This is a genomic window from Nonomuraea aridisoli (assembly GCF_003236395.1).
GTDB lineage: Bacteria > Actinomycetota > Actinomycetes > Streptosporangiales > Streptosporangiaceae > Nonomuraea > Nonomuraea aridisoli.
The window spans coordinates 1-12,009 of the sequence record NZ_POUD01000093.1 but is presented as its reverse complement, the minus strand read 5'-3'; the positions used below and the strand labels follow the sequence as shown (position 1 = coordinate 12,009).

At 73.1% G+C, this 12,009-nt stretch carries 14 protein-coding genes; 7 read left to right on the top strand and 7 right to left on the bottom strand.

The annotated features are described in order from the left end of the window. The first annotated feature begins 64 nt into the window (after positions 1-64). Positions 65-586 carry a hypothetical protein gene (locus C1J01_RS22455; RefSeq protein ID WP_220040047.1) on the top strand — a complete coding sequence of 174 codons (522 nt, stop codon included), beginning with the start codon at positions 65-67 and terminating at the stop codon, positions 584-586. Between the two features lie 3 nt (positions 587-589). On the opposite strand, the gene C1J01_RS22450 is transcribed toward C1J01_RS22455, so the two are convergent. Further along, complete coding sequence (locus tag C1J01_RS22450; RefSeq protein ID WP_111180939.1) at positions 590-1,297, bottom strand: YqjF family protein; 708 nt, start codon at positions 1,295-1,297, stop codon at positions 590-592. Positions 1,298-1,391: 94 nt separating this feature from the next. Between C1J01_RS22450 and C1J01_RS22445 the strand changes: the two genes are divergently transcribed. Further along, positions 1,392-1,673, top strand: coding sequence for a DUF2795 domain-containing protein (locus C1J01_RS22445; protein ID WP_220040046.1), 282 nt, complete (start codon positions 1,392-1,394; stop codon positions 1,671-1,673). A gap of 32 nt (positions 1,674-1,705) precedes the next feature. On the opposite strand, the gene C1J01_RS22440 is transcribed toward C1J01_RS22445, so the two are convergent. Then, entirely contained in the window at positions 1,706-2,596 is an 891-nt protein-coding gene (locus C1J01_RS22440) for a sulfotransferase family protein (RefSeq protein ID WP_111180938.1), read from the bottom strand. Between the two features lie 263 nt (positions 2,597-2,859). Between C1J01_RS22440 and C1J01_RS22435 the strand changes: the two genes are divergently transcribed. Next, a complete protein-coding gene (locus C1J01_RS22435; RefSeq protein WP_146615686.1) occupies positions 2,860-3,207 on the top strand; it encodes an SdpI family protein in 348 nt (115 codons plus the stop codon). Here C1J01_RS22435 and C1J01_RS22430 read toward each other — a convergent pair whose 3' ends face one another. Further along, on the bottom strand, positions 3,208-6,003 hold the full coding sequence (locus tag C1J01_RS22430) for an ATP-binding protein (RefSeq protein ID WP_111180937.1): 2,796 nt from the start codon (positions 6,001-6,003) through the stop codon (positions 3,208-3,210). Positions 6,004-6,112: 109 nt separating this feature from the next. Here C1J01_RS22430 and C1J01_RS22425 point away from each other — a divergent pair, with 109 nt between their 5' ends. Beyond that, entirely contained in the window at positions 6,113-6,985 is an 873-nt protein-coding gene (locus C1J01_RS22425) for an alpha/beta fold hydrolase (protein ID WP_111180936.1), read from the top strand. A 10-nt stretch (positions 6,986-6,995) separates the two neighbouring features. Here C1J01_RS22425 and C1J01_RS22420 read toward each other — a convergent pair whose 3' ends face one another. Both C1J01_RS22420 and C1J01_RS22415 read right to left on the bottom strand, forming a co-directional pair. After that, on the bottom strand, positions 6,996-7,421 hold the full coding sequence (locus tag C1J01_RS22420) for a nucleoside deaminase (RefSeq protein ID WP_111180935.1): 426 nt from the start codon (positions 7,419-7,421) through the stop codon (positions 6,996-6,998). Further along, a complete protein-coding gene (locus C1J01_RS22415; protein ID WP_111180934.1) occupies positions 7,411-8,289 on the bottom strand; it encodes an LLM class flavin-dependent oxidoreductase in 879 nt (292 codons plus the stop codon). Before C1J01_RS22415 ends, C1J01_RS22420 begins: the two co-directional genes overlap by 11 nt. 93 nt (positions 8,290-8,382) lie before the next feature. Between C1J01_RS22415 and C1J01_RS22410 the strand changes: the two genes are divergently transcribed. Next, positions 8,383-8,847: an Lrp/AsnC family transcriptional regulator gene (locus tag C1J01_RS22410; RefSeq protein ID WP_111180933.1), complete on the top strand. Its 465-nt coding sequence runs from the start codon at positions 8,383-8,385 to the stop codon at positions 8,845-8,847. A gap of 22 nt (positions 8,848-8,869) precedes the next feature. On the opposite strand, the gene C1J01_RS22405 is transcribed toward C1J01_RS22410, so the two are convergent. Next, positions 8,870-9,682 (bottom strand): SDR family oxidoreductase, encoded by an 813-nt coding sequence (locus tag C1J01_RS22405; RefSeq protein ID WP_220040045.1) that lies wholly within the window; start codon positions 9,680-9,682, stop codon positions 8,870-8,872. On the opposite strand from C1J01_RS22405, the gene C1J01_RS51360 reads away from it, so the two are divergent. Beyond that, positions 9,675-10,007, top strand: coding sequence for an MmyB family transcriptional regulator (locus C1J01_RS51360; RefSeq protein WP_220040050.1), 333 nt, complete (start codon positions 9,675-9,677; stop codon positions 10,005-10,007). The genes C1J01_RS22405 and C1J01_RS51360 overlap by 8 nt on opposite strands. 30 nt (positions 10,008-10,037) lie before the next feature. On the opposite strand, the gene C1J01_RS51355 is transcribed toward C1J01_RS51360, so the two are convergent. Then, on the bottom strand, positions 10,038-11,084 hold the full coding sequence (locus C1J01_RS51355) for an RICIN domain-containing protein (RefSeq protein WP_220040044.1): 1,047 nt from the start codon (positions 11,082-11,084) through the stop codon (positions 10,038-10,040). Between the two features lie 266 nt (positions 11,085-11,350). Between C1J01_RS51355 and C1J01_RS22390 the strand changes: the two genes are divergently transcribed. Next, a complete protein-coding gene (locus C1J01_RS22390; protein WP_220040043.1) occupies positions 11,351-11,905 on the top strand; it encodes a sigma-70 family RNA polymerase sigma factor in 555 nt (184 codons plus the stop codon). Positions 11,906-12,009 lie beyond the last annotated feature (104 nt).

The window sequence follows — 12,009 nt, the reverse complement described above, 5'->3', positions numbered from 1 at the left end:
GGGGGCAAACCGGGCGCGGTGTGGAGCAAGGGACCGGGGGTAGTCGGCGCTCATGATGAGAGGCGTGCTGCGGGAAGGCCTGATCGCCGGTACGGCGGGGGCGGTCGCGATGACGCTGGCGGAGAAGGTCGAGCAGCGGCTGACCGGCCGCCCCGACTCCTATGTCCCGGCGCGCGTGATGGAGCGGCTGACCGGCATGAAGGAACATCGCGGGCGGGCGTCGCAGGCGGCGAACCTCGGCATGCACGTCGGGCAGGGCGCCCTGGTGGGAGTGCTGCGGTCGCTCATGGCACACGTGGGGCTGCGGGGTGCGTGGTCGTCACTGATGTTCACCGTGGTGCGGCTGACCAGCGACCAGATCCTGGAGAACGCCACCGGCGTCGGTGCTCCGCCCCAGACCTGGCCGAGACGGGAGCTGGCGGTGGACGTGCTGCACAAGGGCGTCTACGGGCTGGTGACCGGCGTCGTCGCGGACACCCTCGCCTCTCGTGGCGGGCCCGGACCCGGTCAGCGCCATGCGGCGAAGAAGCCCGGCCGCCGCTCCGATGTCGCGCCGGTGCCTCGTGAGCGGGCGTTCAGCCGTTGACGGTCACCAAGTCCACATCCCCACGCGGACCGGCACCCCGGGAGAGGCGTGCACCACTGCGGGCCCCTCGGGAACGGGCAGGCCCCCGGCCTGTACGAGGTCCTGGTCCAGGTTGAGCAGGCGGGCGTGGTGCAGCGGCCAGTCGGGGTGTTCCACCTGCGCGGCGGCCAGCCGGCCCGCCACGACGGTGAACAGGCGGTAGCGGGCCGTCAGGAAGTGGGCGAGCTCGCTCTCCCCCAGCGGTTCGCCCCGTTCCACGTCCGCGTCGCAGCGGGCGCCGCTCGGGCCGGGCAGGCGTCGGCGGCAGCGGTAGCGGATCTTCCCGTCCTCGGCCTCGACCGACATGTCGGACCAGAAGTACGGCAGCCAGTAGCCGGTCCGGCCGCCGACTGCGGCGGGCAGGAGCCCCGCGTCCAGGGAGAAGAACCAGATCCCGCTGCGGCCGCGTTCGTCCCGGACGTACGTCCGCAGGTTGGTCTCCGGGAAGCTCGACAACCCCGGGAGCGCCGGCAGGCCCGGGGGCCGTACGTCGCGCATGAGGAACGGGGTGAGGCCGACCCACGCCGTCCCGTCGAAGGTCTCGACGGTGAGCCCTTCGGGGACCAGGGCCTGGACGCGGGCGGGCGGGTAGCGCCAGTGGATGAAGGTCATCTCCGACCAGCGGTGATACATCACCGGCCGGCTGACGCGGGGCGACGGAGGAGGCGGCATCCCGTATCCCTGCCCCTCCGCCGTACCGGCATTCACGTGCGACACGGCTCGCCGAGGGTATGGGATTCGGCCGGACGTCGGAAGGAGCCTGGACATGAATCGCCACGAGGACGAGGGACGCGTCGCAGGGCGGCAGCCCGGGTCGCCGGAGGGGATGAGCGCGCAGAAGGTGGAGCGCCGCAGCGACCTGGCTCGGTGGATCAGCGGGGTGCACGCCTTCCCGGCCGATCGCGCGACACTGCTGGAACGCGCGCGATCCCAGTCGGCCCCGGACGGCGTGCTGTCCGCGCTTCGCTCATTGCCGGACCGGACGTTCGACAACCTCGAGGACGTCGCCCAGGAGCTCGGCATCGGCGGCGGCGAAAAACACGACTGATCTGCTCGGCCGGGGCGGACCGTGCCAAAGGGTCAGGTGGTGTAGCCCCAGGCTTTGGCGTACTTGGCGAGGGATGGGGAGGTGGTCGCGAAGGTGCGGGCGGCCTGGATGCGGCCGGACTTGATGTTGTCGCTGCGGTCGCCGAGGTTCGGGACGAAGTCGCCGTGGTCGTACTTGCCGTACTCGAGCATGCCCGGCTCCCACTCCACGCCCAGGTACGCGCAGATCTCGCGGGTGACGCGCTCGGGCTCGGCGGTCAGCTCCTCGTAGCGGACGGTGAGGCCGCCGAGGGTGCGGCGGGCCTTGTCCAGGGGCTTGAAGTACTTCAGCGCGTTCGCCTCCAGCGCCTCCCGGGTGGAGGTGTTGCCCTTGCGGTTCTCCAGCGAGGAGACGACGCCCTCGGGGTGGCGCAGCAGGATGAGGAACTTCGCGTTCGGCCAGGCGTACTTGAGGCGTTCCCAGGTGAAGACGTTGCCCGGGGTCTTGTCGACGATGACGTCCTTGCCGCTGCGCTCCAGCTCCAGCTGGAGGATGCGGTCCCACAGCACGTGCTCCAGCTCGATCTGGTCGAGCCCGAGCTCCTGCATGGACTGCTCGGAGAAGCCGGGGGTCAGCTGCACGTTGATGGTGCGCAGGTGCAGCTCGTGCGGGGCGCGGATGCGGGAGTGGCTGTTGAGCAGCATGCGCAGGAGCGTGGAGCCGGAGCGGACGGAGGCGATCACGAAGACCGGCGAATCCACCTGCCGCGGCATGATCGGAACGTTGTAATCGACGATCTGCGTGCGCTTGGGGGGACGCGGGGTCTTCGCCTCCTTGAGGTCCCTGACCTCCTTGGGCTCCGCCATCGTCAGCTGCCGCGGGGGACGCAGCGCCTCACCCAGCAGGCGAGCCCTTCGCTTGAAGCCCGTGTTCACGACGCCCATGCGTGACCTGGTGACCTTTCGTTCGCCCTCGGCTCGTCCACCGGCGTGCGCAGCCGGAACTGCTGCGATCAACCGGCCCCCACAGTCGGACAAAGGTAACGTAAAGGTTAGGTGACGGCAATGTCAGCGCCTGCCGGACAGCCGAATTCTACGGCCTTCAGAAGCGCCTGGAGAGGCTGAAAGCGCTGGGTATAACGGGACAACCCCGGCCATAGAGGCACGCCTCAACCTGGTAGGGCACGGTCCAAAAGATCTACCATCCGATGATGGACGTCATACCGTTCGTGCTGGGGTTCGCCGGGCTGCTCGTCCTCGTCATCGGCTACCTCGGCCGGATCGAACGGCTGCCGCGCAACTCCGTCGCCGGGGTGCGCACCGTCGCCAGCATGCGCAGCGACGCGGCGTTCCGGGCCGCCAACAAGGCGGCGGGCGTGCCGACGATGATCGCCGGGGTCGCCGGCATCACGGGCGGCGTGGGCGTGTGGCTCGTGCCGGAGGCGGGGGTCACGGTGACCCTGGTGACCGCCGCCGCTCTCCTGGCGCTCGCGGTCACGGGCGGCGTGAAGGGCTCCCGGGCCGCGAACGCCGTGAACGACCAGGAGCCCGGCTGATCAGACGAGCTGTTCCGCCCGCCGGTAGTGGGCCGCGGCGCCGGGCCGGCCGAGGGCGGTGGCCAGGTGGCCGAGGTAGAGCGCGACCGGCCCGAGCGTGACCAGACCGCTCCCGGCCCCGGCCAGCTCCCCTTCCGCCGGGAGCAGCAGCTCGTAGAGGCGTTCCATCGCCGGACGGTCGCCCGCCTCGATCGCCGCCATGGCATGTAGGCAGGCGCGCGCCTCGAAGAGCAGGTCACGCGGCGACTCGGGGATCGCGCGGGCCGCGGCCTCGTCCGGGCGCCCCCGGCGGAGCAGAACCACCGGAAGGGCCCACTTCTCGTACGGCCCCCACCCGCCGTCCGGCTCGGGATCGTCGCCGAGGCAGAGCAGGGCCAGCGGCAGCAGCCCGTCCTCCACGCCGGGCATGCCGGTCCCCGAGAGCCGGGCGGCGGCCGCACGGTAGGCGGCCCGCGCCTGCTCCACCCGCCCGCTCACGGCGTGGCGGAGGGCGGCGTACCAGGTGGTGAAGACCCCCACCAGCGGCAGGTCGTAGCGCTCGGCGAGCCGGTCGGCGGCGGCGGCGTGCCGGTCGGCGGCGTCCAGGTCGGCCAGCGCTGCCCTGGCCTGCATCTGGATCAGGTGACCGAGCACCTCGAACGCCGCCAGCTCGTCGTGCCCGGCGGCCAGGTCGAGGAGTTCGGCGCCGATGGCGGTCCGTACGGGATCGCCGAGGGCCTCGGCCGCGCGGGCCGCCTCGGCGCGGTGGCGCCGGGCCTCAGGCAGGCGGCCGGTCACCGCCAGCGCCCTGACCAGGCCCATGACGGCCTCCAGCCGGGCGAGCGGGTCGGCCCCGGGCAAGCGGTCGAGGGCCGCGACCGTCTCCCGCCACAGCCGGGCGGCGTCGTGCGGGGCCGACCTGCGCTCCGCTCGCTCGGCCGCGGCGCGGGCCGAACGGGCCGTACGGCGCGGGTCCGCGGCGCCCTCCGCGCGCAGGCAGTGGTGGGCGACGGTCTCCACGTCGCCGGGCCGGACGCGTTCGGCGATCTCGGCGGCCCTGGCGTGCCAGCGGGCGCGGCGAGGACGGGGAACGTCCTGGTAGAGGGTCTCGTGGACCAGCGCGTGGGCGAACCGGAGGCCACCGGAGTCCACCAGGAAACCCGCGAGCAGGGCGGACTCGACGGAGTCGAGGACGCCCTCCTCGTCGCCGGCCAGCGGGACGAGCACGTCGAGGTCCACCTCCTGGCCGACCACCGCGGCCTGGCGCATATGGGTGCGGGCGGTCTCGGGGAGCGCGGCCAGACGGTGGCGGATGACGTCGCGCACCCCGGCGGGGACGCCGCGCAGGGCCGCGCCGCCGCCGCTCTCCCACACCCGCACGAGCTCCCTGACGAAGAACGGGTTGCCGCCGGTGCGGGCGTGGATCGTGCGTACGTCCCCGGGCGGCACGGCGCGCCCGGTGAGCGCCTGGGCCAGCTCCCCCACCTGGGGCTCGGCGAGGCCGCCCAGGTAGACCCGGCCCGGCTCGTGGCGCGCGGCCCGGCCCAGCGCCTCGGCCAGCGCGGCGGAGATCTCCGTCGACCGGTACGTGGCCACGACCAGGACCGGCGCCGGCCCGAGCTCGCCGGCCAGGGTGGTCACCAGGGCCAGGGTCTCCTCGTCCGCCCAGTGCAGGTCGTCGAAGACGAGGGAGACCGGCCTGCGGGCGGCCAGGTCGCGCAGGTAGGCGCAGATCCGCCGATGCCGCCCGAACCGCTCCCCCTCCTCCTCGGCGGGCGGACGCCCGGCCAGCTGCTCGCTGATCCGGCTCCACGGCCAGGCGGCGGGCGCGCCCGGCAGCTCGGGACTGGCGCCCCTGGCGACGGTCCAGCCGCGGGCCGCCAGCCGCCGCAGCAGCGCGTCGGTCAGCGCGGTCTTCCCCGCGCCCGCCTCGCCGGACAGCAGCACCAGCCGCGACCGCCCCGCGTGGGCGACGTCGGCCGCCACGCCCTCCAGCTCGCCGAGCTCCGCCACCCGTCCCACGAATGGCTGCGCCGGCGGCCCGGCCTTTTCCGGCGTGAGGTGAGGGGCGTGCGCGAGGATGTCGGATTCGAGCCGGCGCAGGCCCGCCCCCGGATCCACCCCCACTTCGGTACGCAACGTCTCCCGCGCCCGCCGCAACGTGGCCAGCGCGTCGCTCTGGCGGCCGGTCCGGTAGAGGGCCAGGGCCAGCAGCCGCCAGCCGTCCTCGCGCAGCGGATGGGCGGCGACGTGCGCCTCCAGGTCGGGTACGGCCTCGGCGGCGTGCCCGCAGGCCAGCGCCGCCTCCGCCCTGCGCTCGACGGCCAGCCGGCGCAGCTCGTCCAGCCGGACGGCCTCGCCGCGCGCCCAGTCCAGCTCGGCGAACTCCGCGTACGCGGGCCCCCGCCACCACCCGAGCGCCTCGTCGAGCAGGGCGAGCGCCTCTGGGGCGGCGCCGCCGTCCAGCAGCCGCGCGGACTCGGCGACGGCCGCCTCGAACCGCCAGGCGTCCACCGCCTCCGGCTCGGCGCGCAGGGCGTAGCCGGGCGGCGCGGTGACGAGCAGCCGCGACGGCGTGCGCGGCGGACGTGACGGCTCCAGCGCCTTGCGCAGCGCGCCGACGAACGTCTGCACCGCCCCGACCGCGCCCTCCGGCGGATCGTCCCAGAGGTCGGCGACCAGCCACGACACGGGCACGACGCGGGCACGGGCGACCAGCAGCCGGGCCAGCACGGCGCGGTGTCTGGGCCCCTTGAGAGAGACCGGGCCGCGCTCGTCCTCGGCCGTCAGCGGCCCCAGCACCCCGAACGACAACATCCCCTTCAACTTATCCGCCCAGGTGAATGCTGACCGCGTGCTGATCGGGCCACGGCAGGGTGGGCACGCCGTCCGACCGGGCGGCACGAACACTCCAGAGAAGGCCGACATGACCATCGAGATCAGCGGATTCACCCGGCAGCGGATCACCGTCGCGGACGGGGTCGCGCTCAACGTCGCCGTGGGCGGGACCGGCAGCCCCGTCGTGCTGCTGCACGGCTTCCCGCAGACCCACCTCATGTGGCGGCACGTCGCCCCCGACCTGGCGGCCGACCACACGGTGATCTGCCCCGACCTGCGCGGCTACGGCGCCAGCGACAAACCGGAGGACACCGACGGGCACGCCTACTCCAAGCGCACCATGGCCGCCGACATCGTGGCGCTGGCCCGGGCGCTCGGGCACGAGCGGTTCGCGCTGGCCGGGCACGACCGCGGCGCGCTGGTGGCGATCCGGGCCGGGCTCGACCACCCGAACGCCGTCACCCACCTCGCCTCGCTGGACGTGCTGCCGACCCTCGACACCTGGGACGTCCTGCACGGCCGCTCGGCGGCGCCCGGTTTCCACCTCTTCCTGATGGCCCAGCCGCCCGGCCTGCCGGAGACGCTGATCGGCGCCGCGCCGGACGCGTTCTTCGGTCACTTCCTCGACCTGTGGAGCACGGACGCGATCCCCGCCGACGTGCGGGCCGCGTACCTGGAGGCGTCGCGGGGGGCCGTGCGGTCGATCGTGGCCGACTACCGCGCCACGGCGACGGTGGACGTCGAGCATGACGAGGCCGACCGGCGGGCCGGGAACCGGCTGCGGATGCCGGTGACGGTGCTGCAGCAGGACTGGGGCGCGATGCTGGGGTACGACGCGGCGTCCCGCTGGCGCGCCTGGGCGGACGACCTCGACCACCGCACCGTCTCGTTCGGCCACTTCATGGCCGAGGAGTCCCCCGCGGAGATCGTCAAGGCGCTGCGGGACCTGCTCGCCAGATGACGCCGAGGCTTCAGGGGTTCCGGGCCTCGATCGGGACCCGGGCCTCGTCGTACAGGGCCGGGCCCTCCTGCCGCACCTCCGGCCAGCCGGCGCCGGGATTGAGCCCGACGAGCTGCTCGGTGGACAGCGCGAACACCACGCGGCCCAGGCCGGATCGCTGGATGGCGCCATAGCACATGGAGCAGGGCTGGCAGCTGGTGTACATCGTGGTCGCCGCCGCCGTCTCCGGGTCCAGCTCGCGGGCCGCCCACCGGGCGAGCTTCAGCTCCGGGTGAGCGGTGATGTCGCGGTCGATCGTGACGGTGTTGTGCTCCTCGGCGAGCACCTCGCCGTCCGGGCCGACCAGCAGCGATCCGAAGGGGGCGCCTCCGCTCGCGCCGGCTCCGGCGGCCAGCTCGATGGCCCGGCGCAGGAATCTCTCGTCCTCAGGCGTCATCGCCGCTCCGTTCGTCGTGTCGGATGTCCAGGTCCCAGTGCTCCGCCACGGTCGCGAGCGCCCGCCAGGCCGTCTGGGGACGCAGCGTCTCGTCCGGGTTCCCGCCGAACGGATCCAGGACGACGGTGTCGGCGCCCAGCAGGCGCAGCTGCCGGAGGTCGTCGACGATCTGCTCGATGGACCCCTCGCCGGCGACCCGGTCAGACTCCGGGATGGGAGAATCGGTCAGCCGCAGGAGGATCCGCGGGGTCAGCGCGGGCACCGGGCGTTCCATCTGGTCGGCGAGTTCCTTCAGGAGGCCGGCCGCGTCGCGCAGCCGCTGGACGGTGAGGTCGCGCAGCGGATGCCACGCGTCGCCGAGGAGCACCGCCCGGCGCATGCCCGCCTCGCTGTTGCCGCCCACCCAGATGGGGATCGGGCCGCTGCGGTAGTCGTCCTCGTCCGCCCAGGCGGCGCGCATGGCGCGCAGGTGATCGTCCGTCAGCCGCCCGCGCCGCTCGAACGGCACCCCGAGGGCCTCGAACTCCTGGCGCGCCCAGCCCACGCCCACCCCGAGCACGAGCCGTCCGTCGCTGATCCGGGCGAGATTGGCCGCCATCCGGGCGACGAGCAGCGGATGCCGATACGGCACGATGAGCACCGAGGTCCCGAGCCGGATGCGCTCGGTGACACCCGCCAGCCACGACAGCGTGGTGAAGGGCTCGTAGAACGGAGCCGGATACTGCTGGGCGACGTCCGGCGTCACCGCCACGTGGTCGGAGATCATCAGCAGGTCGTACCCGAGGGCCTCCACCGTCAGCGCCCAGCGGCGCAGCACGGCCGGGTCGGTCCCAGGCCCGAAGTTCGGTACGTTCACCCCGATTCGCATGGAAAAACGCTATCGAGACGCCTCACCGCCATGGAAGGCATCTTTCACGGCATATACCGGGGTAAGCCGGAAATCTGCCGGTATATTCGCCCGATGGCCAAGGATCTCGACGAGACCGACTGGGTGATCCTGGGAGAGCTGCAACGCGACGGCCGCATCCCGCTCACCGAGCTCGGACGCAAAGTCAGCCTCAGCGCCTCGGCGACCACCGAACGGGTGCGACGGCTGGAGTCTCTGGGCGTCATCTCCGGCTACCGCGCCGACGTGAACCTCGCCATGGTCGGCTTCACCGTCATGGCGCTGGTACGCCTGAAGTACCCCGGCAGCAGGCACGAGCCGCTCCGCCGGCTGCTCGCCGAGCGTACGGAGATCCTCGAGTGCCTGCGGACCACCGGCGAGGACTGCTACACCCTCAAGGTGGCGGCCGGATCCATGGCCCACCTCGAACGCCTCGTCGACGAACTCGCCCAGTTCGGCAGCACCACCACCAACGTGGTCTACAGCCAGACGTTGCCCTACCGCGGGCCCAGCGCCCCGCCGGACGATCAGCTCGGTTGAGCGTCCGCCGCGAAGGCGCCGGTCACCACGGGACCGGCGTGCCGTCCCAGGAGAAGAAGCCGCCGGAAGGCGCGTCGTCCGCAAGCAGGGCCAGCCGGACGGCGCCCGTCGCGGCCTCGGCCGGGTCGCCTCCGCTCCCGGCGGCGGTGGCGTTGAGGTCGGTACGCCGCAGCCCGGGCGCCAGGGCGTTGACCTTGACCCCGTCGCCGGCCAGGGCGTGCGCGTAGAAGACGGTCAGGGCGTTGAGCGCCGACTTGGACGAGCGGTAGGCCGCGTGGGCGCCGCTGTGCGCGAACTCCGGCCCCGTGGCCCAGGTCAGCGAGCCGGTGCCGCTGGAGACGTTGACGATCCGGGGACGCGCGGACCGCCGCAGCGCCGGCAGGAACGCGTTGGTCACGGCGACGACGCCGAAGACGTTCGTCTCGTAGACGCGGCGGAAGATCTCGACGTCCTCCTGGTCGGGTGTGGCGGCCTCGTCCGAGATGCCGGCGTTGTTCACCAGGATGTCCAGCGCGCCGACGCGGCGCGCGGCGGCGGCGATGCTCGCGGGGTCGGTCACGTCGAGCACGAGCGGCCTCGCGTCGCCGCCGATCTCCTCGGCGGCGGCCCGTCCGCGTTCGGCGTCGCGCGAGCCGACGTGGACGGTGAGCCCCGCCTGCGCGAACTGACGGGCTATCTCCTTGCCGATGCCCTTGTTGGCCCCGGTGACGTCGTCGTCACCGCGGCCACGTACGACGTCATCGCCTGGAACCCGCTCGCCGAGACGCTGCGGCGACCTGCGCGCGCAGCCGAACCTGGCCCGGCGGCGGTTCCTGGCCCGCGAGGAGGTGTTCACCGCGGGGCACGAGGAGTTCGGCGCGTACGCGGTGGCCCGGCTGCGCGCCGCCGCCGACCGCTACCCGCGCGACGCCGGCCTGGCGGCCCTGCTGGCGGAGCTGCGGTCGGGCAGCGCGGAGTTCAACGAGATCTGGGCCACCAACCCGGTACGCGCCCCTGGCCACCGCACGAAGACCATGAAGCACCCCGACCTCGGCCCGCTCCATCTCAACTGCGACGTCCTCACCGTGCCGGACGACGACCAGCAGGTCGTCTTCATGACCGCCGACCCCGGCACACCGACCGCCCACACCCTCCACCACCTGTCCGCCATTTCACCCTGACGGACGGATGAGCACGCTCGCGGACCTGGGTCAGCCCTTGTGCCATTTCTGGTTGGAGGTGCCGCCGCAGGACCACAGTTGCAGGCGGGCGCCGTTGCCGGTGGCCTTGTCCTTGACGTCGACGCACTTGTCGGCGGCCTGGTTGACCAGGTCGTGGGCGTTGTTCAGGACGAAGCGCTGGGCGGAGCCGCCGTTGCAGGTGGCGAGCTGGACGGGGGCGCCGTTCGCGGTCGAGCCGCCGGCGACCTCCATGCACATGCCCAGGGAGCGTACGGTGCCGTCGGGCTGGAAGTCCCACTTCTGGTTGGCGGCGCCGCCGCAGCTCCAGATCTGCAGCGGGGTGCCGTCGGCCCTGCGGTTGTCGGTGACGTCGATGCACTTGCCGGAGCCGTAGTTCACCACCGTGGTGCCGGGGGCGGAGTCCGGCTGGGTGGCGGCCCGCATGTTCGCCGACGCGGGCGTCTCGCGGGGCGCGGCGGGCGGCGGCGTGGACGGCTTCGCGGCGGGTTGTGACGTCTGCGACCTGACCGGTTCGGGCGTACGGGTGCTCGCCTTCGAGGTGGGAGCGGCGGTCGCGGAACGGGTGACGGTCACGGTCGGAAGCGGGCGGGGCGACGTGGTCGCGGTGTGCCGGCGCCGGTGCGGCGTGGGCTGCCGGCTCGGCCGCACCGTCTTCACGGTCGTCACGATCGGGACCGCGACCTGCGGTGGCGGCGGCTGCACCGTCGGGAAGGCGGGCAACTCCGGGCCCTCCGTGACGGGCGGCTGGGCGACCGACGGCGGCGCGACCGAGGCGGCGCCCGACGGCGTGGTGGCGGCGCTCGTCATGGGCGCGGCCGCGGCGACCGGCTGCTGGGCAAGGGAGGCCCGGTAGGCGCGCGAGACGTACCCGGGGAGCCAGGTCACCCCCAGGATCACCACGGCGGTGAGCGCCACCGCGCCGGCCAGGGTGGTCCAGACACGGGAGGCGGGCACCCACCCACGCGGCGGGGCGGGCGTGTGGGCGGTGAAGGTCTCGGCGAAGCCTGGCTCGCGCTGAGCGTGGGGGTCGGACGAGGACTTGCGGGAGGGGGGCACTGCTCACTCCAAGACGGTTCGGGCGGCGATCACTGTCTTGGGAACGGGTATCCGGCGGGTGTACCGGGGGTGGCCCGGCGGCCAATAAATGATCAAGAAGCGGGGAGTGCCACCAGGTGGGCCGCCGTTCTCCTCAAGATCATCTGATCTTCACCTTCTGTCAGGCCACGCTGTCAGCGCCGTTCTTACACTCGGCCTTCGCTGAGCCACGCGGCCACCCCGCACGGCTCGGCGGCACCACGGAACTCTTTTGAGAGAGCAATGCGATGAGCCGTTCAGACGGCATGACCGGCGGCTCGCCGCTGGATGACACCGCCACCACCCGCCGGCGGGAGGAGTTGCTCCTCGCCGAACGGGAGAGTCTGCACCGCTACGTCAGAGACCTCGCGGGTCACGACCCCCACCACGTGGAGGACGTCGTCCAGGAGACCCTGCTGCGCGCCTGGCAGCTCGGTGACCGGCTCGACTGGCAGGACCGGCCGATCCGGATGTGGTTGTTCCGGGTGGCGCGCAACCTGGTCATCGACGGCTGGCGCAAGGACCGCGCCATCCCGGTGGGCGTGTTCGCCGCGGACTTCCCCGACGACATGGTGGCGCCCGACCAGTCGGGCCGCATCGTGGACCACTGCGTGCTGATCGACGCGCTGCGCAGCCTCGCCCCGGCGCACCGGGAGGCCATCGTGCACGTCCACCTGCTGGGCACGTCCGGCTCCGACATCGCCCGCTGGCTCGGGGTGCCTTCGGGGACGGTCAAGTCCCGTACCCACCATGCGCTGCGGATGTTGCGGCGGCGGCTGGAGTCGCGCGGGGCCGCGGCGTGAACCCCCTGGTCGGCGCGCTGTTCGGCGTCCTCGGCGTGCTGGTGTTGTTCGGCACGCTGCTGCACCTGACCATTCGGGGGCTCGGCGGGTGGCGGGCCGTGGGC